The 18916-nt window shown below is 63.1% G+C and carries 15 protein-coding genes; 7 read left to right on the top strand and 8 right to left on the bottom strand.

Annotated features, from left to right (window positions below; translation table 11 throughout):
• Positions 1-207: 207 nt before the first annotated feature.
• From rpoD to M1D34_RS03460, 6 genes are all read right to left on the bottom strand, one after another.
• Positions 208-2262 (bottom strand): RNA polymerase sigma factor RpoD, encoded by a 2055-nt coding sequence (rpoD, locus tag M1D34_RS03485; RefSeq protein WP_003532953.1) that lies wholly within the window; start codon positions 2260-2262, stop codon positions 208-210.
• A gap of 430 nt (positions 2263-2692) precedes the next feature.
• A complete protein-coding gene (tdh, locus tag M1D34_RS03480; protein WP_498780668.1) occupies positions 2693-3727 on the bottom strand; it encodes an L-threonine 3-dehydrogenase in 1035 nt (344 codons plus the stop codon).
• Positions 3728-3750: 23 nt separating this feature from the next.
• The gene (locus M1D34_RS03475; RefSeq protein ID WP_010969853.1) at positions 3751-4938 is read right to left on the bottom strand and encodes a glycine C-acetyltransferase; all 1188 of its coding nucleotides are present in this window, start codon (positions 4936-4938) and stop codon (positions 3751-3753) included.
• A gap of 315 nt (positions 4939-5253) precedes the next feature.
• Positions 5254-7164, bottom strand: a complete 1911-nt coding sequence (recQ, locus tag M1D34_RS03470) for a DNA helicase RecQ (RefSeq protein WP_010969854.1) — start codon at positions 7162-7164, stop codon at positions 5254-5256.
• Positions 7165-7209: 45 nt separating this feature from the next.
• Positions 7210-9213, bottom strand: a complete 2004-nt coding sequence (gene dnaG, locus M1D34_RS03465; protein WP_498780665.1) for a DNA primase — start codon at positions 9211-9213, stop codon at positions 7210-7212.
• Positions 9214-9446: 233 nt separating this feature from the next.
• Positions 9447-9896, bottom strand: a complete 450-nt coding sequence (locus tag M1D34_RS03460) for a GatB/YqeY domain-containing protein (protein WP_003532937.1) — start codon at positions 9894-9896, stop codon at positions 9447-9449.
• Between the two features lie 325 nt (positions 9897-10221).
• On the opposite strand from M1D34_RS03460, the gene carA reads away from it, so the two are divergent.
• The gene (gene carA, locus M1D34_RS03455; RefSeq protein WP_027992889.1) at positions 10222-11427 is read left to right on the top strand and encodes a glutamine-hydrolyzing carbamoyl-phosphate synthase small subunit; all 1206 of its coding nucleotides are present in this window, start codon (positions 10222-10224) and stop codon (positions 11425-11427) included.
• Between the two features lie 38 nt (positions 11428-11465).
• On the opposite strand, the gene M1D34_RS03450 is transcribed toward carA, so the two are convergent.
• A complete protein-coding gene (locus M1D34_RS03450) occupies positions 11466-12356 on the bottom strand; it encodes a LysR substrate-binding domain-containing protein (RefSeq protein WP_498780662.1) in 891 nt (296 codons plus the stop codon).
• 112 nt (positions 12357-12468) lie between these two features.
• On the opposite strand from M1D34_RS03450, the gene M1D34_RS03445 reads away from it, so the two are divergent.
• On the top strand, positions 12469-13230 hold the full coding sequence (locus M1D34_RS03445) for an SDR family oxidoreductase (RefSeq protein ID WP_003532931.1): 762 nt from the start codon (positions 12469-12471) through the stop codon (positions 13228-13230).
• A 24-nt stretch (positions 13231-13254) separates the two neighbouring features.
• Positions 13255-14121: an NAD(P)-dependent oxidoreductase gene (locus tag M1D34_RS03440; protein WP_498780660.1), complete on the top strand. Its 867-nt coding sequence runs from the start codon at positions 13255-13257 to the stop codon at positions 14119-14121.
• 120 nt (positions 14122-14241) lie between these two features.
• Here M1D34_RS03440 and M1D34_RS03435 read toward each other — a convergent pair whose 3' ends face one another.
• Complete coding sequence (locus tag M1D34_RS03435; RefSeq protein ID WP_028003796.1) at positions 14242-15444, bottom strand: pyridoxal phosphate-dependent aminotransferase; 1203 nt, start codon at positions 15442-15444, stop codon at positions 14242-14244.
• Between the two features lie 398 nt (positions 15445-15842).
• Here M1D34_RS03435 and M1D34_RS03430 point away from each other — a divergent pair, with 398 nt between their 5' ends.
• The 4 genes from M1D34_RS03430 to M1D34_RS03415 all read left to right on the top strand — a co-directional run bounded on the left by M1D34_RS03430 (position 15843) and on the right by M1D34_RS03415 (position 18721).
• Entirely contained in the window at positions 15843-16040 is a 198-nt protein-coding gene (locus M1D34_RS03430) for a hypothetical protein (protein WP_003532924.1), read from the top strand.
• Positions 16033-16314, top strand: coding sequence for a hypothetical protein (locus M1D34_RS03425; protein WP_003532922.1), 282 nt, complete (start codon positions 16033-16035; stop codon positions 16312-16314). Before M1D34_RS03430 ends, M1D34_RS03425 begins: the two co-directional genes overlap by 8 nt.
• A 125-nt stretch (positions 16315-16439) precedes the next feature.
• A complete protein-coding gene (locus M1D34_RS03420) occupies positions 16440-17630 on the top strand; it encodes a PQQ-dependent sugar dehydrogenase (protein WP_498780657.1) in 1191 nt (396 codons plus the stop codon).
• A gap of 188 nt (positions 17631-17818) precedes the next feature.
• Positions 17819-18721 carry a DMT family transporter gene (locus tag M1D34_RS03415; protein WP_010969863.1) on the top strand — a complete coding sequence of 301 codons (903 nt, stop codon included), beginning with the start codon at positions 17819-17821 and terminating at the stop codon, positions 18719-18721.
• The last annotated feature ends 195 nt before the right edge of the window (positions 18722-18916 follow it).

Here is an 18916-nt window from a genome sequence, read left to right as displayed (position 1 = left end):
AAAGCATCCCGCCTTCGGCCGAAGGCGCTCAAGATGCCCTGTATCTGAAAAAGGCCGGCGCGCATTCGCGCATTCATGTGCGGCCTCGGGACGCAAAGTATAAAGCAATTCGAGGAAAATGACGTACGGTTTTGCGCCGGGAGTAGAGCCGAAATAACAAAGCCGGGCACTGGGCCCGGCTTTGTCATCGATGAAAAGGTCTAGGGATCAGCTGTCCAGGAACGAGCGCAACTTGCGCGAACGGCTCGGATGCTTGAGCTTGCGCAGCGCCTTCGCTTCGATCTGCCGGATGCGTTCGCGGGTAACCGAGAACTGCTGGCCGACTTCTTCCAGCGTATGGTCGGTGTTCATGCCGATGCCGAAACGCATGCGCAGCACGCGCTCCTCGCGGGGCGTGAGCGAGGCGAGCACGCGCGTGGTCGTCTCGCGCAGATTCGCCTGAATGGCCGCATCGATCGGCAACAACGCATTCTTGTCCTCGATGAAATCGCCGAGATGCGAATCTTCCTCGTCGCCGACCGGCGTTTCGAGCGAGATCGGCTCCTTGGCGATCTTCAGGACCTTGCGCACCTTCTCGAGCGGCATGGCGAGCTTTTCCGCCAGTTCCTCGGGCGTCGGCTCGCGGCCGATCTCGTGCAGCATCTGGCGCGAGGTGCGGACGATCTTGTTGATCGTCTCGATCATGTGCACCGGAATGCGGATCGTGCGGGCCTGGTCGGCGATCGAACGGGTGATCGCCTGCCGGATCCACCATGTGGCATAGGTCGAGAACTTGTAGCCGCGGCGATACTCGAACTTGTCGACCGCCTTCATGAGACCGATGTTGCCTTCCTGGATCAGATCGAGGAACTGCAGACCGCGGTTCGTGTACTTCTTGGCGATCGAGATCACCAGACGAAGGTTGGCTTCGACCATCTCCTTCTTGGCGATACGCGCTTCACGTTCGCCCTTCTGCACCATGGATACGATGCGGCGGAACTCGGCGATGGAAATGCCGGTCTCCGTCGCAAGGTTCTGGATCTCCTGGCGGATGTCGCGGATCGTCTGGTTCTCGGCCCTGGCAAACTCCTTCCAGCCCTTGCCGGCGAGATTGCTGATCGACTTCATCCAGTTCGGATCGAGCTCGGCGCCGGAATACTGCTCCAGGAACGCCTCACGCTTGACGCCATAGGATTCGGCCAGGCGCAGGAGGCGGCCCTCGTTCTGCGTCAGGCGCTTGGAGATGTCGTAGAGCTGCTCGACCAGGGCGTCGATGCGGTTCTGGTTGAGCGACAGCGACTTCACGGCCTTGATTAGCTCGTCCTTCAGCTCCTTGTAGCGGCGCTCCTGCGCCGGCGACAGAGTGCCGGTCGCGGCAAGGCGCGCTTCCACCTGCTGGTCCTGCAGCTTGCGGAGCTTCTTGTAGGTTTCGGCTATGACGTCCAGCGTCTCCATCACCTGCGGACGCAGTTCCGCTTCCATCGCCGCGAGCGAGAGGTTCGACTCGTCGTCGTCCTCCTCCTCTTCCTCGGGTGCCTGGCCTTCGCCGCCGACATTGGTGATGTCGTCGTCGTTCGCCGCAGTGCGGGTCCTGCGGACCTTTTCCTTCTCTTCCGCCGCCTTGCGGTCGGCTTCGATCTTTTCCGGGCTCTGGAACTGCGGTGCAGCCTTTGCCTCGGGGCCGGAATAGGTCGTCTCGAGATCGATGATCTCGCGCAGCAGCGTCTGGCCCTCGTTCAGCTCGTCGCGCCAGATGATCAACGCCTGGAAGGTAAGCGGGCTCTCACAGAGCCCGGCAATCATCGTTTCGCGGCCGGCCTCGATACGCTTGGCGATGGCGATTTCGCCTTCGCGCGAGAGAAGCTCCACGGAGCCCATCTCGCGCAGATACATGCGCACCGGATCGTCGGTGCGATCGGTCGGCTCCTTCTTCTTGCTGGCTGCAAGTGCGGTGCCGCTAGCAGGCGCGAGTTCGCCGCCTTCGCTTTCGCCCTCGTCGGCGCCGTCATCGTCGTCGCTGGCGGCAGCCTCCTCGGCTTCCTCGTCCTCGATGACGTTGATGCCCATGTCGGAAAGCATGGACATCGTGTCTTCGATCTGCTCGGAAGTCACTTCTTCGGAGGGCAGAACGGAGTTGAGCTCGTCCATGGTCACATAGCCGCGCTTCTTGGCGGCCTTGATCATCTTCTTGACAGCATCGTCGGAAAGATCGAGAAGCGGACCGTCCGGTGCACCTTCACGTTCAACGTCGGCTTCTTCGTTTTCTTTGACTTTTGTTGCCATTTATTCGTCGCTTTCCTTGTCGCAACCGGCCGGCGCCCGGTAATCAATGCCACTCGGAGGTCCGGGCACGCCGCGTACCCGCCACCGATTATTTCCCCTGACGTAACGGGATGATATTTAATTCCTGATTAACCACGACAGCGATGAACGGGCAAGCTTCGACAGTCCTGCCACTGAAACGTCCCTGGCATGATTTCCTATCCGCCGTACCATGTCGCCATTTCTGCTTGAAATGGTGATTCCCAGAATTTTTCATCCCGTCAAGCGTTTCCGGCGAAAAACCGCCTAAATCGGCAAAAAACGCTCATGGACGGGTTTTTGCGCTGTTTATCAGCTTTCGCTCAACATGTAGGAGCGCCCCAAAGAAAGACAAGGGTTGCACGGTTTTTCCGGAAGAATGCCCTGGCAATCGATCCGACTGCGGCTCCGTCTACCAGTCCATCACCACCTTGCCGGAATTGCCCGAGCGCATCGCCTCGAAGCCGTCGCGAAAATCGTCGATGCCGGTACGGTGGGTGATTATCGGCGAGAGGTCGAGCCCGCCCTGGACGAAGGCGATCATCTTGTACCAGGTCTCGAACATTTCGCGGCCATAGATGCCCTTGAGGTTGAGCATCTTGAAGATGACCTTGTTCCAGTCGATCTCGAAGCCCGCCGGCGCAATGCCGAGGATCGCAATCTTGCCGCCATTGTTCATCTTGTCGATCATGTCGCGGAAAGCGGGCGCCGCGCCCGACATTTCCAGCCCCACATCGAAGCCCTCGGTCATGCCGATCACCCGCATGACGTCGGCAAGATTTTCCTTCGACGCGTCGACGACGTGGTCGATGCCGAGCTTGCGCGCGAGATCGAGACGAACGGGATTGATGTCGGTGATCACCACCTTGCGGGCACCGCAACGCTTGGCCACCATCGCCCCCATGATGCCGATCGGCCCGGCACCGGTGACCAGAACGTCCTCGCCGACGAGATCGAAGGAGAGCGCCGTATGCACGGCGTTGCCGAAGGGATCGAAGATTGCGGCGATCTCGTCCGGCACGTCGTCGGGGATCGACACGACATTATATTCGGGAAGGCAGACGAACTCGGCGAAGGATCCGGGGCGGTTGACGCCGACGCCGAGCGTGTTGCGGCAGAGATGCCCCCTGCCCGCGCGGCAATTGCGGCATTTGCCGCAGACGATGTGACCTTCTCCGGAAACCCGCTCGCCGACATGATGCTTGCTGACGGCTGGCCCGACCTCGACGACCTCGCCCATGAATTCGTGTCCGACGACCATCGGCACCGGGATCGTCTTCTCCGCCCATTGATCCCAGTTCCAGATGTGGACGTCGGTGCCGCAGATCGCCGATTTCCTGACGCGGATCAGGACGTCGTTCGGCCCGATTTCCGGCACCGGCACGCGCTCCATCCAGAGCCCGACCTCCGGCTTCGTCTTGACCAGTGCCTTCATCATGTTGGTCATCGCTCGATCCTCGCCTGTGCCAATTAGATCACGCCCAGTTCGCGGCCCACCTCCTCGAAGACCGCGATGGCACGGCGGACATCCGCTTCGCTGTGCGCGGCGGACATCTGCGTGCGGATGCGGGCCTGCCCTTTCGGCACCACCGGGAAGGAGAAGCCGACGACGTAGACGCCCTTCTTCAGCATGCGCGCCGCCATCTCCTGTGCGAGCGCCGCATCCCCAAGCATGACCGGAATGATCGGATGGCCCTCGCCGGCAAGCGTGAAGCCGAGGCCGGACATCTCGCTCCGGAAGAGCGCCGCGTTTGCGTAAAGGCGGTTGCGCAGAGCGTCGCCGTTTTCGATCAGCTCGAAAACCTTGAGAGAAGCGGCGGCGATGACGGGCGCGAGCGTATTGGAAAACAGATAGGGCCGCGAGCGCTGGCGCAACCACTCGACGACATCGGCCTTCGCCGACGTATACCCGCCCGAAGCGCCGCCAAGCGCCTTGCCGAGCGTGCCGGTAATGATATCGACCCGTCCTTCGACGCCGCAATGTTCGGCGGAGCCGCGCCCATGCTTGCCGACGAAGCCGACCGCATGGCTGTCGTCCACCATGACCATTGCGCCGTATTTCTCGGCGAGATCGCAAACGCCCTGGAGATTGGCGATGATGCCGTCCATCGAGAAGACGCCGTCGGTGGCGATCATCTTGAAACGGCTGCCTTCCGCCTTCTTCAGCTCTTCTTCCAGTGCTGCCATGTCGTTGTTGGCATAACGGAAGCGCCTGGCCTTGGAGAGGCGCACGCCATCGATGATCGAGGCATGGTTCAGCGCGTCGGAGATGATCGCGTCGTCCTCGCCCAGCAGCGTCTCGAACAAACCGCCATTCGCGTCGAAACAGGAGGAATAGAGAATCGTGTCCTCCATGCCGAGGAAGGAGGATATGCGCGCTTCGAGCTCCTTGTGCTCCTCCTGCGTGCCGCAGATGAAACGCACCGAGGCCATGCCGTAGCCGTAACGGTCGAGCGCGCTCTTCGCGGCTTGCGCAAGCTCCTCGCTGTCGGCGAGGCCGAGATAGTTGTTGGCGCAGAAATTCAGGACACGCCCGCCGGAAGCGACTTCGATCTCGCCCGACTGCTTGGAGGTGATGACACGCTCGGACTTGTAGAGCCCGGCCTGCTTGAGGTCTTCGAGTTCCGAACGGAGATGGGAGAGGAAGGCCGTGGTCATGGCTGGGTGCTCGCGATCAAAGGACATCACCGTCTACTGCATGTTTCCTTTAATCGTATCCGATTAAAGGACACAGCAGATCAAAGTGCTACAGCGACCTTTGCGCGCCTGATAAGACGCGCGGCGCTGTAGAGGACTAACACGATGGCACCGCTCATGGAATTTGTTTCGACGCCACGTGGTTTGCCCCTCACCCCAACCCTCTCCCCGCAAGCGGGGCGAGGGAACGAGTATGCCGCTGCCGCGAGTCCCCTTCGCCCCGCTTGCGGGGAGAAGGTGCCGGCAGGCGGATGAGGGGCGGATGATCATTCGACATTAGCCCTCGAACGCCTCGATCACAGCGAGAAACGCTTCGCCATATCTCTCCCGCTTGCTCTCGCCGATGCCGGGAACGTCGAGCAGCTCCTCGAAATCGCGCGGACGCCGCTTGGCAAGCGCAATCAGGGTCGTATCCGGAAAGACGACATAAGGCGGCACGTCCATCTCGCGGGCGAGAGACAGGCGCTCGGACCGGAGCCGCTCGAACAGTTCGAGATCGGATCCCGCGAGGTCCGATCGTTCGCTGGCCGGCTTCGACCCGCGTGCGGTTTTGGCCTTGCCGGAACTCGGACGGTCCTTGCGGAAGAGCACCTGCCGTTCGCGGCGAAAGACGCTGCGGGCCTCAGGCTCGAGCTTCAACGCTCCGAAGGCGGCGTGGTCCACGGAGATCAGCCCTGCGGCGAGCAATTGCCGGAAGATCGACTGCCAGGTGCGCGCCGGCAGGTCCTTGCCGGCCCCGAAGACCGGCATGTCGACATGGCCGAAGCGCTCCGTCTTCTCGTTGACGCTGCCGGTAAGCACATCGATCAGATGGCCGGTTCCGAAGCGCTCTCCGGTGCGGTAGACGGCGGCAAGGGCCTTGATCGCCGCTTCCGTGCCGTCCCAGGTCTCGACCGGCTTCAGGCAGGTGTCGCAATGACCGCAGCCGCCCGGATGAGCCTCCCCGAAATGCGCGAGGATGGCCTGGCGCCGGCAGCCTGCCGTCTCGCAAATGGCAAGCAGCGAATTGAGTTTCGCCCGCTCGATGCGTTTGATTTCCTCGGGCGCTCCGCCCTCGTCGATCATCCGCCGGCGCTGAATGACATCCGCCATGCCATAGGCCATCCACACTTCAGAAGGCAGACCATCGCGACCCGCCCTCCCCGTCTCCTGGTAGTAGGCCTCGACCGAGCCCGGGAGATCGAGATGGGCGACGTAGCGCACATCCGGCTTGTCGATTCCCATGCCGAAAGCGACGGTTGCGACGAGGCACAGGTTTTCCTCCTTGAGGAATGCATCCTGATGCGCGTCGCGCGCCGCCCGCTCCATGCCGGCATGATAGGGAAGCGCACGGATGCCCTGTGCATCGAGCCATTCCGCCGTGTCCTCGACCTTCGCGCGCGACAGGCAATAGACGATGCCGCTTGCATCCTTGAAGCGCGACAGGAAACGCAGCAATTGCTGGCGAGGCTGATCGCGTTCCACGATCTCATAGGCGATATTCGGGCGGTCGAAGCTGGAGGCGAAAACGCGCGCCCCGCCGAGTCCCAGCCGCTCGATCATATCGTCGCGCGTGTGGGGATCCGCGGTGGCGGTAAGCGCGATGCGCGGCACACCGGGAAAGCGCTCGGCGAGGCAGCCGAGGCCGCGATATTCCGGGCGGAAGTCATGTCCCCATTGCGATACGCAATGGGCCTCGTCGATCGCGAAAAGGGCGATATCGGCATCGGCGATCATTTCGGCGAAGCCATCGGTGACGGCGCGCTCCGGCGTCACGTAGAGGAGATCGAGTTCGTCTCTCGAAAGTGCGCGGCGGACCGCAATCGCCTCGTCCCGCGTCAATGAAGAGTTGAGTGCCGCGGCCCGGATGCCGAGCTGCTTCAGCGCTTCCACCTGATCGCGCATCAGGGCGATCAGCGGCGAAACGACGATGCCGACGCCCCGGCGGCAGAGCGCCGGGATCTGGAAGCAGAGCGATTTTCCCGCCCCCGTCGGAAAGAGCACGACGGCATCGCCACCGGCAACCACATGGTCGACGACCGCCTGCTGCTGGCCGCGGAAGGTGGAATAACCGTAGATACGCTTCAGGAGATCGAGGGGATTGCTGACGCCTTCCGTTTCGAACAGGCGGCCGGTGTTGTGGCTTTCGGGCATGGAATCGCTTTCATCGGGAGCACGCAGTATGGAGTCGAGGCTGATCGAAGGCAAACCCGCTCGGGCCGCTGCTCAACCTGCCCGTCGTGAGAGTATCGGCTACCGAGCCGCCGGCCCCTTGACGCGGCCGGAAAGCACGCCGAAGCCTTCGATGATCGCTTCGAGCTTGTCCATCCGGTGCAGCTCGAGCTGCACCTCCTCCATGGCGCGCAGGAGCCGCTGACCCTGCTCCACGTCTTCGGAGGCCGTGGCTTCCGCGATCTCCCGCTCGAGCTCCCGCTTCTGCCAGAGCAGCGCCTTCGTCCGCCGATGAAGCGTCAGGGCCTGGAGATAACCTTCGCGCGCATCCTCCGGAGCCGCCGCCGCCGTTGCCGTCCAGAGCCGCGCATAGCGCACCTGCTGGTCCAGGGCGCCGATCAGCGCCGAGAAACCCTCCGCCTCGAGCTGCTCCATCAGGGTTTCCCGCGTCAGCCGCAATCCGTTGGCCGCCGCGGCGTTCAGAACCGCAGCCCAGCAGCGCTGCAGATCACGGTGGTCGAACTCGATCGTGGCGATCTCGTCATACTCGTCGAACAGCAATTGCGGATGATTGACGATCGTCAATGCAAGCACGCTCTCGCGAAGTACCGGCGGGCGAAGCGAGCCGCCGGCCTTCAGCATCTGATTGAGTTTGGAACTACCGGCGGTCCCAGCCTCCACGGCCGCGCCCATGACCGGATTGGTAGCCGGCGACCAGCCCCTGCCGCCCTGCCTGCCCGCCTGCCTCCCGCCCCGCTCGAACGGCCGCCTTTCGCCTCTGAACGGCGCGCTCCCCTGGAGAAACGCATTCAGGCGGTCGCGCATGTCCTGCCCATAGTGGCGGCGCACGCTCTCGTCGGCGATTACCGAGGTCACCTGCCGCAGCCGCGCTTCGAGTTCGGCGCGCTTTTCCGGCGTGTCGAAATCCCCGCCCTGCACCTCGCGCTGCCAGACCATGTCGGCCAGCGAGCGGGCATTGGCGAGCACCTTGTCGAAGGGCTCGCGTCCGTCATGGCGCACCACATCGTCCGGGTCCTTGCCCTCCGGCAACAGGGCAAAGCGCACGGACCGACCCGGCTTCAAATGGGGCAGCGCGAGATCGACGGCCCGATGGGCGGCGCGGACACCGGCGCCGTCGCCGTCGAAGCAGAGCACCGGCTGGGTCGTCATCTTCCATAAGAGATCGAGCTGATTTTCGGTAAGCGCCGTACCGAGCGGCGCAACGGCATTTTCTATCCCCACCTGATGAAGCGCGATCACGTCCATATAGCCTTCGACGGCAATGATCGTGCCTGCGCCATCGGCACCCTGCGAGGCCCGCCGGGCGCGGGCGAAATTGAAGAGCACATTGCCCTTGTGAAAGAGCTCGGTCTCGTTGGAGTTCAGATATTTGGCCGGGGCGTCCGGCGACATGGCGCGCCCGCCGAAGGCGATCACCTTTTCTCGCGCGGACGGGATCGGGAACATGATCCTGTCGCGGAAGCGGTCGTAGGAGACCGGAATGCCGTCGCCGTGCACGACGAGGCCGCAGGCTTCGATCTGCTCCTTGCCGATCCCCTTGCCGGCCAGAAACTCCTTCAGCGCATTGCGGCTGTCGGGTGCAAAACCGAGACGGAACGTCTCGACCGTGCGGCCGGTCAGTCCGCGCTCGCGCAGATAGGCGCGCGCCTTTGCCCCGTTCGCCGTCTGAAGCTGATCCTGAAAAAACTGCGTCGCCAGTTCCATGACGTCGAGCAGGCTCGTACGTTCCCGCTCGCGCTGCTCGGCCTGCGGGTCCGGCTGCGGCATCGGGACGCCCGCCAGATCGGCGATCTGCTGCACGGCCTCCGGAAAACTCAGGCCCTCGAGCTCGGTCAGGAAGCGGAAATGATCGCCGGAAACGCCGCAGCCGAAGCAATGATAGCGGCCCTTGCGATCCTCGCAGTGGAAGCTCGGCGATTTCTCGCCGTGGAACGGGCAGCAGGCCCAATAATCGCCGCGCGAAACATTGGTCTTGCGTCGGTCCCAGGTGACGCGCTTGCCGATCACGTCCGAAATGGGGACGCGGTCGCGTATCTCGTCGAGAAAGGACGGTGAAAAGCGCATGGTTACCTCTACTGCATGTCGCCCGAGCCCGTGCAGCGGCTTCGGGCAACGACATGCACGCAAACCTCCATATAAGCGGCATGGCCGAAGGAAGCCACAGGCAGCCTGCGCCTTGCCCGCTATTCACAGGCATGCGCTAAAGCCAAGGGGTAACGCTTGTCGGCCGGCGCGGCGCGGGTCGTTTGCCGTCAGCCGCCCAGGGAAGGCGCGCCCGCCGAAGCGGGCGCTGCGGCTTACTTCAGGAGGTCTTTGACCACCCCGGAGGCCTTGCCGAAGTCCATCTTGCCCGGATAGCGCTCTTTCAGGGCGTTCATGCACTTGCCCATGTCGCGCAGCCCGTGCGCACCGATTTCCGCGACGGTCTTGGCGCAGACTTCCTTGACCTTTTCCTCGGAAAGCTGCTCCGGCAGGAACTGGTTGATGATGGCGATTTCCTGCCGCTCCTGCTCGGCAAGCTCCGGCCGCCCGCCCTCGTCATAGACGCGGGCCGATTCCTCGCGCTGCTTGATCATCTTCGCAAGGATCTGCAGGATCTCGTCGTCGCCGACCGGGTCCTTGCCGTGGCCGCGATTGGCGATGTCGCGGTCCTTGATCGCGGCCTGGATGAGCCGGACGGTCGAGACGCGCCGGGTATCCTTGGCCTTGAGGGCTTCTTTCAGTGCATTGGCGAAATGCTCGCGCATGTCTTAACTCCATGTCGAAACCGACCCCAGGGCTTTATCTGCGGGGCCGGTTCGATGCGTTCTTTTGTCATCGTCTTAAACCAGTGCGGCAGGTACAATCAAACGTCTTTGGCAACCGATTGAATTATAAGGCATTTTATTTCCATACAATTCACAGCGGCTGGTTGACCTTGCCAGAGCCTTTGGCTATTTTCCGGCACCTGCACGTACATCGGCATGAACTTTCTCCCGCGGGGTTTCCGCGCGCCATGCCGCATGCGATCTGAAATGGCCCTGAACCGACCGGCTTTCAAGCCTCGCTTTCGGCCACAACGGGATAGAGACGATGACCGCGACACCCGCATGGACAATCCAGAAACCCACTGCCCTGCTCGTTCTGGCCGACGGCACGGTGATCGAAGGCAAGGGCATCGGCGCGACCGGGAAGGTTCAGGCCGAGGTCTGTTTCAACACGGCGTTGACCGGTTACCAGGAAATCCTGACCGACCCCTCCTATCTCGGGCAGATCGTCACGTTCACCTTTCCGCATATCGGCAATATCGGCGCCAATGACGAGGACATCGAGGATCTGACGCCTGCCGCCCGCCACGGTGCCGTCGGCGTCATCTTCAAGGCCGACATCACCGAGCCTTCCAACTACCGCGCAGCCAAGCACCTCGACGCCTGGCTGAAGGCGCGCGGCATCATCGGGCTCTGCGGCATCGACACCCGGGCGCTGACGGCCTGGATCCGCGAAAACGGCATGCCTAACGCCGTCATCGCCCACGACCCGGCAGGCGTCTTCGACGTCGAGGCGCTGAAAGCCGAGGCAAAGGCCTGGAGCGGCCTCGAGGGCCTCGATCTCGCCAAGGTCGCCACTTCCGGCCAGTCCTACCGCTGGAACGAGAAGCCCTGGGTCTGGAACGAGGGCTACTCGACGCTGGGCGAGACCGACGCCGCTTATCACGTCGTGGCTCTCGACTACGGCGTCAAGCGCAACATCCTCCGCCTCTTCGCCGGCCTGAACTGCCGTGTCACCGTCGTCCCGGCTCAGACGAGCGCCGAGGAAGTCCTGGCGCTCAAGCCGGACGGCATCTTCCTGTCGAACGGCCCGGGCGACCCGGCCGCGACGGGCGAATATGCCGTGCCGGTCATCCAGGACCTTCTCAAGACGGATATCCCGGTCTTCGGCATATGCCTCGGCCACCAGATGCTGGCACTGGCGCTCGGTGCCAGGACCGAGAAGATGCACCAGGGACACCACGGCGCCAACCACCCGGTCAAGGACCACACCACCGGCAAGGTCGAGATCGTTTCGATGAACCACGGCTTCGCGGTCGATGCGAACTCGCTTCCGCAAGGTGTTGAACAGACTCACATCTCGCTCTTCGACGGCACCAATTGCGGCTTGCGCGTCGACGGCAGACCGGTCTTCTCCGTCCAGCATCACCCGGAAGCATCGCCAGGCCCGCAGGACAGCCATTATCTCTTCCGCCGCTTCCTGAATCTCATTCGCGAGAAGAAAGGCGAACCGGCACTCGCCGAGCGCTGAGTTGTTCTGAAGGCCCGCCTCGTGCGGGCCTTCCTGCATCAGCCGTCGACGAGACGCTCGGCGATGAAATCGACCGTTGCCCGCACGGAGGGAAGCTGCCCGCGCCGGTGCGGCATCAAGATCGTCGTCATCACCTTGCCGGCGGTCCACTCGGGAAGAATGCGGACAAGCGTGCCGCTTTCGATCTCCTGCTGACAAAGCTTGCCGGGCAAGGTGGTGATGCCGAGACCCGCGAGAGCTGCTTCTCGCAGGACGCGGGATTCGTCGGCCACGAAACGCGGCCTCGGCGAGACCGACACGGTCGACCCATCGGCGCGCTCCATCACCCAGCCTTCGGACGCCAGCGACGTGAGCAGCCCATCATGATGATCGAGATCCTCCGGGCGTTCGGGAGTGCCGTTCCCTTGCAAATAGAGCGGTGAGGCGACGATCAGCTTAGCCTGGAATCCGATGCGGCGCTGGACGAGGCCGGAATCCGGCAGCGGTGCGAAATGGTCTCGCACGGCAAGATCGAAGCCTTCCTGGATGACATCGACGAAGCGGTCCGTCGCATGCAGCGTCACGCGCAGCTTCGGATAGGCAAGTGCGAGCTGCGGCAAGAGCGGCGCCAGCGACAGCTGCGCGGTCGGCACCGAAGCCGTGATCCTCACCGTGCCGCTCGGTTCGGCAAGTCTGCCCCTGACGACATTCTCCGCCGCTTCCGCCTCGATCATCATCGCCGCCGCGTGGCGGTAAAAATCCTTGCCGGATTCGGTCACCGCGAAATGACGCGACGTGCGGTTGATCAACCGCACGCCGAGATCCTTTTCGAGTTCGGCCACGCGCTTGCTGAGCGTCGATTTCGGCAGGTTCAACGCGCGCGCGGCGGGCACGAACCCCCCGTGGTCCACGACGTGAACGAAGAACGTGAAGTCGTTGAGATTGGCCATGGCTTTCCATCATCCACAAACATGGACGATAGGTCCACACAGAGCCATCTAGCACAAGTTCGTCCACAAGTGCATCTATTCATCATCATTGTTGAACCGAAAGGAAACGGACATGGGCAACTATCAGGGAAAGAAGGCGATCGTCATCGGCGGGACCCACGGCATGGGCCTGGCGACCGTGAGACGGCTTGTAGAGGGCGGCGCCGAGGTACTGCTCACGGGCCGCAACGAGAGCAACATCGCCCGCATCAGGGAGGAGTTCGGCCCGCGCGTGCATGCACTGCGCTCGGACATCGCCGATCTCAACGAAATCGCCGTGCTCGGTGCGGCCGCCGGTCAGACGCTCGGAGCGATCGATCTCCTGCACATCAATGCCGGCGTCTCGGAACTGGAGCCCTTCGATCAGGTGAGCGAGGCTTCCTATGACCGCCAGTTTGCCGTCAACACCAAGGGCGCCTTCTTCACCGTGCAGCGGCTGACGCCTCTGATCCGCGAAGGCGGATCGATCGTCTTCACCTCCTCCGTCGCCGACGAGGGCGGCCATCCGGGCATGAGCGTCTACAGCGCAAGCAAGGCGGCACTCGTCTCCTTCGCATCCGTGCTCGCCGCCGAGCTTCTGCCGCGCGGTATCCGGGTCAACAGCGTCAGCCCCGGCTTCATCGATACGCCGACCAAGGGCGTCGCCGGCATCACCGAAGCCGAGCGCGCCGAGTTCAAGACGCTCGGCGACAACATCACGCCGATGAAGCGCAACGGCACCGCGGATGAAGTGGCGCGCGCCGTGCTCTTCCTCGCCTTCGAGGCGACCTTCACGACCGGGGCGAAACTCGCCGTGGACGGCGGTCTCGGCCAGAAGCTCTCGACCGCCGCCTGAATGATTTCGAGAAAGGTACAATCAATGAGCAGCATTTCAATTCTCGGCTTGGGCGCCATGGGTACGGCACTTGCACGAACGCTTCTCAAGAACGGCCATACCGTCACAGTCTGGAACCGGACGCGATCGCGCGCCGAGCCGCTTGCCGGCGCCGGTGCGAAGATCGCGGAAAGCCCGGCCGAAGCAATTGCGGCGAGCGAGCTCACCATCCTCTGCCTCGTCGATTACCCCGCCGCACGTGCGGTCCTGGAACAGGCGCAGGAGGCGCTTGCCGGCCGTGACCTCCTCAACCTGACGAACGGCACGCCGGGTGACGCCAGGGAACTCGGCACGTGGCTGGCGGCAAGGGGAGCGATCTATCTCGACGGGGGGATCATGGCGATACCGCCGATGATCGGCGGGGCCGGCGCCCTGATCCTTTACAGCGGCTCGCGTGCGCTATTCAATCGGCACAGTTCAACTCTCGAAGCCCTTGCCGAAAGCCGTCACCTTGGTGAGGACGAGGGTTTGGCTTCGCTCTACGACATAGCGCTGCTATCAGGCATGTACGGGCTCTTCTCGGGCTTCCTGCATGCGAGCGCGCTGGTGACCAGCGCCGGAGGCAAGGCCGTCGACTTCCTGCCGCTGCTCCTGCCCTGGATCGAGGCGATGAGCGGTACCCTGCCCGACCTCGCCGGCAAGATCGACAGCGGCATGCACGGTCGCGATGTCGTCTCCAACATCGCCATGCAGAAGATCGCGCTCGAGAACATCGTTAGGGCAAGCGAAGAACAGGGCGTCGCTCCCGATTTTATGCGACCCATGTTACGGCTGGCGGGCGACCGCGTCGACAGTGGCGGCCACGGCGACGACATCTCCGCCGTCGTCGAAGTGATCCGGAAGCGAAAATGATTCTGTTTCAATGGGGTAGGACTGCTGCTTGAATCGGACTGGCAGATCGCTGAATCAAGCTCTGAACATGAAGAAGCCCGCCGGTGACGGCGGGCTTCTTCATGTCGGTCTGCAGGAGAATTATCTGCAGGCGGCGCAGAAGCGCTGGATGCGGCGGCAAGCCTCCTCCAGCAGCGCCTCGGAAGTCGCGTAGGAGATGCGGAAGTTCGGGCCGAGGCCGAAGGCGGAGCCGTGGACCACAGCCACGCCTTCGGTCTCCAAAAGCTCGGAGACGAAATCCTCATCCGTTTCGATGACCTTGCCCGAAGGCGCGGTCTTGCCGATCAGGCCGGCGCAGGACGGATAGACGTAGAAGGCGCCTTCCGGCGTCGGGCAGGAAATGCCCTTGGCCTGGTTCAGCATCGAGACGACGAGATCGCGGCGGCCCTGGAAGATCTCCTTGTTGCGCCCGATGAAGTCCTGCGGACCGTTGAGCGCCTCGACGGCCGCCCACTGCGCGATCGAGGCGGCGCCCGAAGTCTGCTGGCCCTGGATCATGTCCATCGCCTTGATGAGATGAAGCGGCCCGGCCGCGTAGCCGATGCGCCAGCCGGTCATCGCATAGGCCTTGGAGACGCCGTTCATCGTCAGCGTGCGCTCGTAGAGGCCGGGCTCCACTTCGACCGGGGTCGCGAACCTGAAGTCGCCATAGGTCAGGTGCTCGTACATGTCGTCCGTCAGGACCCAGACATGCGGATGTTTCATGAGAACGTCCGTGAGCGCCTTGAGCTCCTCATGCGAATAGGCCGCACCCGAGGGGTTGGACGGCGAGTTGAAGACGAACCACTTGGTCTTCGGCGTGATCGCGCGGTCGAGATCCTCGGCCTTGAGCTTGAAATTGTTCTCCTGCTTGGTCGGGACGAAGACGGGTGTGCCGCCGCACAGCGCCACCATTTCCGGATAGGAGACCCAGTACGGTGCCGGAATCACCACTTCGTCGCCCGGGTTGAGCGTCGCCATGAAGGCGTTGAAGAGAATCTGCTTTCCGCCGGTGCCGACGATCGTCTGCGCCGCGGTGTAGTCGAGATTGTTCTCGCGCTTGAATTTCTTCGCGATGGCTTCGCGCAGTTCCGGAATGCCGGAGACCGGCGTGTACTTCGTCTCGCCCCGATCGATCGCGTCGATCGCGGCCTTCTTGATGTTGTCAGGCGTGTCGAAGTCCGGCTCCCCTGCGCCGAGGCCGATGACATCGCGGCCTTTCGCTTTCAACTCGCGGGCTTTCTGCGAAACAGCGATGGTGGCGGAAGGCTTTACACGGGAAAGGGCATCGGCAAGGAAGGCCATGGTGTGTTTCCTGATCGTTTCGAGACGGCGTGAGGCGCTACGGAACGGAAAACCGGGGTTCCATAGCGGTTAGGTCTATGTCGAAAGACGCCCGGTCTTGCAAGCGCTTCAGGCGAAAAACGGCGGCAAGGCAGCGCAAAATGCGTCACCATGACAAAGTTTCATAGGTGCGATCAAAGCAATCGATCGAAACCGGATGACCTCATGCCGCCGAGCGGCTGCCGACGCACACCGGTCGACGCGCCCCCGCCCGGACACTCCGGCGCTTTTTTCGCGGCCGAGGCGTGCCTTTTTTTCGCCACAACAACTGTCTCAGCGCGCCGCAATTCCGTCCCGCAAGAGCCGATTTCCAAGCGCCATTTCGCGATGCGGATGCATCGGCATCTTGGGGGTATGCTATGTTTCTCGATGATGAAGTCGCCGCCTCGCGCACCCGCCGCAACGAGGCACGCTGGGGGTTCTATATCGCGCTCGCCGCACTTGCGGCCTGCATCGTGATGGTCCTCGGATTGATGACGCAGGTGACTACGCAAGCCGACATCGGGCAGCAGCCCGCGACGGCTCACGTCCAGTCCGAGGCCGGGCGTCATGGCTGACAACGATAACGGGTCGCAGCCGAGCGCCGACCTCTTCGCACGACTGTCGGCGATCCAGACGGTCGTCGTGGCGATTGTCGCCCTTTTCGCCCTTGCCGGCCTGATGCTCGTCGGTAAAGGCTTCTACATGAAGGCCAAGGACGAGGTCGCGCAGTACCTGCTCCAGAGAAACGAAGCACGACACCCTCCCGCGACGGAACGCGAACCCCAGCCGACGCGCCTCGAGGCGATCCGAGAAGCGCCGGGACCGCTCACCACAGGGTCGGTGCGATAAAGCCGTTTTGATCCGATTTGACTTGAAGGCCGGTGCGTGCCGCTCCAGTTTGTGCGTTGCTCGCGCGTTCGGACCTCCGAGACGGCACGATGCATTTGCGCAGACGGACGGACCGGAGGAATGCAATGCGGCACACGCGCTGGAATGCTGGCGGCTCAAGGGACATAGCAAGAGTATTTGCATTCTCGGTGGCGGCTGCAGTCTCGCTCTTTCCAGCCTTCGCCTCGTCCCCTGCCGCCGCGCAGGAGACACGGGAATTTCCGACGCAGACAGGAACCGTCCTCGTCGAGACGCTTGCCTCCGGACTGGAGCATCCCTGGGCGGTCGAAGCCATGCCCGACGGGGCGCTGATCGTCACCGAACGACCGGGCCGGCTGCGCATCCTGCGCGACGGCAAGCTGTCGGCTGCGATCAAGGGGGTGCCCACAGCGGCCGCACACGGCCAGGGCGGCCTTCTGGACGTCGCCCTCGATCGGCAATTCGCAACGAACAGGACACTCTATCTCACTCTCTCCGTCCGCGGTGATGGCGGCTACGGCACCGTCCTCGTGCGGGCGGCTCTTTCGCAGGACGAGCAGAGCCTGACGGAAGTGAAGGAGATCTTCCGGATGAACAAGTTCACCCGGAAGGGGCAGCACTTCGGCTCGCGCATCGCCATCGACAAGGACGGCAGCCTGTTCTTCGGCATCGGCGATCGCGGCGAAGGCGAACGCGCCCAGGACTCCCGCGACCATGCCGGCTCGATCCTCCACATCAACGCCGACGGCAGCATTCCCGCCTCCAATCCCTATCGCGGCGGTACCGGCGGGCTGGCGGAAATCTGGTCCATAGGGCACCGCAACCCCCAAGGAATCACCTTCGACCCCGAAGGCGGCAAGCTCTTGACCGTTGAGCACGGCGCGCGCGGCGGCGACGAGGTGAACAACCCGCAGCCGGGCAGAAATTACGGCTGGCCGGTGATCACCTTCGGCAAGGATTACTCCGGAGTCGAGATCGGCGAAGGCACCGCGAAGGAAGGTCTTGAGCAGCCGCTCTTCTATTGGGACCCATCGATTGCGCCCGGCGCGATCGCCGTATACCGCGGCAGCATGTTTCCGGAGTGGAACGGCGACCTTTTGGTCGCTGCACTGAAGTACCAGTTGCTTGCCCGCCTGGACCGCGACGAGACCGGCGCCGTCACCAACGAGGAACGGTTGTTCGACGGAGAATTCGGCCGCATCCGCGACGTCATCGTCGCTTCCGACGGGGCTCTGATCATGGTCACCGACGAGGAGGACGGCGCAGTGCTCAGGGTCTCCAAAGCTCCGACGCAATGAGCCCGCTGGGGAACGGCTGTCGGGCCTGACGGCAACACGGAGCGGCTTGCCCGCAAAAATCGCAACTGATAGAGCGAGGTCGCAATCACCTGAGCAGCATGGCTTCGGGGTGATTCTCGAAAGTCGCGGAATATGGCGCGAAGATCGCGCGCCTCCCGTGAGCAGGACCACGACCCCGGAGCCAAGCGGTGACTCGCATTCAAGCCAATCTCTTCCTCTTGTTCTCCGGTGCAATCTGGGGTGCGGGCTTCGTAGCGCAGTCGACGGCGATGGACGCGATCGGACCGCTCTGGTTCATCGGCCTGCGCTTTGCGATCGCGACACTCGTGGCACTGCCCTTGGCGCTCCTTGAAAAGAAGCAGGCCGCTACGCCCTTGCCGCGAAACGCCATGCGCAACTTCGTCTTCGTCGGACTGGCGCTTTTCGGCGGAGCCGTCACGCAACAATACGGCCTGCTCACCACCACCGTCACCAATTCCGGCTTCCTGACCGGGCTCTACGTGGTATTCGTGCCGGTACTGACTGTCGTGTTCCTGCGCCGCCGGCCGCACTGGGTCATCTGGCCGGCCGCCCTGCTCGCGGCTTTCGGCATCTTTCTCCTGAGCGGCGGCGCGCTCTCGGCGCTGACCGGCGGAGACATGCTGACGATCGTCTGCGCCCTGTTCTGGGCGGTTCAGCTGATGTTGGTCGGCTTATTCGCTCCGGCCACGGGCCGGCCGATGCTCCTGTCGATGACGCAGTTCGCCGTCTGCGCCGTTGCAGGCTGCGTACTGGCCGGCCTGTTCGAGCCGCTGAGCCTCGATGCGATCAACGGCGCCCTCCCGCAGATTCTCTACGCCGGCATTTTTTCAAGCGGCATCGCTTTCATCTGCCAGGTCGTAGGCCAACGCTATACGACGGCGCCGCAGGCTGCCATCTTCCTCTCGAGCGAAGCGCTCTTCGCCGCCCTGTTCGGGGTGCTGCTGCTCGGCGAGACCATCACTCCGGTCGGCTACGTCGGCTGCGCCGTCATCTTCCTGGCGATGCTTGCGGTCGAGCTCGTGCCGGAACTGACGAAGAAACGTCGCGAGGCCGCGCAAGCTGCTGTCTGAACTGCGGCTTCTGATGCCCGTTCCGTGCAATTTCTCCGCGCGCTTGGCGTCCGGCTTAATACTACTAATACTCTCCGAAACCCCTCAATTTTGCTTGGAACGGCGAATTTCGCTTGAGCCGGCAATATATCCTGCAGTTTTTCTGTAGGCATGAAGGCGATGGTCCCTCGGACCCGTGCGCTGCGTGAACGACAA

It is taken from the genome of Ensifer sp. D2-11, from assembly GCF_054161295.1.
Note: the sequence above shows the minus strand (reverse complement) of the source record. Positions and strands in the feature narration are given on the sequence as shown.

Bases quoted from the DNA above. Each gene is read 5' to 3' on its own strand.
- rpoD (WP_003532953.1), bottom strand. From the start codon at position 2,262: ATGGCAACAAAAGTCAAAGAAAACGAAGAAGCCGACGTTGAACGTGAA.
- tdh (WP_498780668.1), bottom strand. From the start codon at position 3,727: ATGACCAACATGATGAAGGCACTGGTCAAGACGAAGCCGGAGGTCGGG.
- M1D34_RS03475 (WP_010969853.1), bottom strand. From the start codon at position 4,938: ATGACCACGGCCTTCCTCTCCCATCTCCGTTCGGAACTCGAAGACCTC.
- dnaG (WP_498780665.1), bottom strand. From the start codon at position 9,213: ATGCGCTTTTCACCGTCCTTTCTCGACGAGATACGCGACCGCGTCCCC.
- M1D34_RS03460 (WP_003532937.1), bottom strand. From the start codon at position 9,896: ATGCGCGAGCATTTCGCCAATGCACTGAAAGAAGCCCTCAAGGCCAAG.
- carA (WP_027992889.1), top strand. From the start codon at position 10,222: ATGACCGCGACACCCGCATGGACAATCCAGAAACCCACTGCCCTGCTC.
- M1D34_RS03450 (WP_498780662.1), bottom strand. From the start codon at position 12,356: ATGGCCAATCTCAACGACTTCACGTTCTTCGTTCACGTCGTGGACCAC.
- M1D34_RS03445 (WP_003532931.1), top strand. From the start codon at position 12,469: ATGGGCAACTATCAGGGAAAGAAGGCGATCGTCATCGGCGGGACCCAC.
- M1D34_RS03440 (WP_498780660.1), top strand. From the start codon at position 13,255: ATGAGCAGCATTTCAATTCTCGGCTTGGGCGCCATGGGTACGGCACTT.
- M1D34_RS03435 (WP_028003796.1), bottom strand. From the start codon at position 15,444: ATGGCCTTCCTTGCCGATGCCCTTTCCCGTGTAAAGCCTTCCGCCACC.
- M1D34_RS03430 (WP_003532924.1), top strand. From the start codon at position 15,843: ATGTTTCTCGATGATGAAGTCGCCGCCTCGCGCACCCGCCGCAACGAG.
- M1D34_RS03425 (WP_003532922.1), top strand. From the start codon at position 16,033: ATGGCTGACAACGATAACGGGTCGCAGCCGAGCGCCGACCTCTTCGCA.
- M1D34_RS03420 (WP_498780657.1), top strand. From the start codon at position 16,440: ATGCGGCACACGCGCTGGAATGCTGGCGGCTCAAGGGACATAGCAAGA.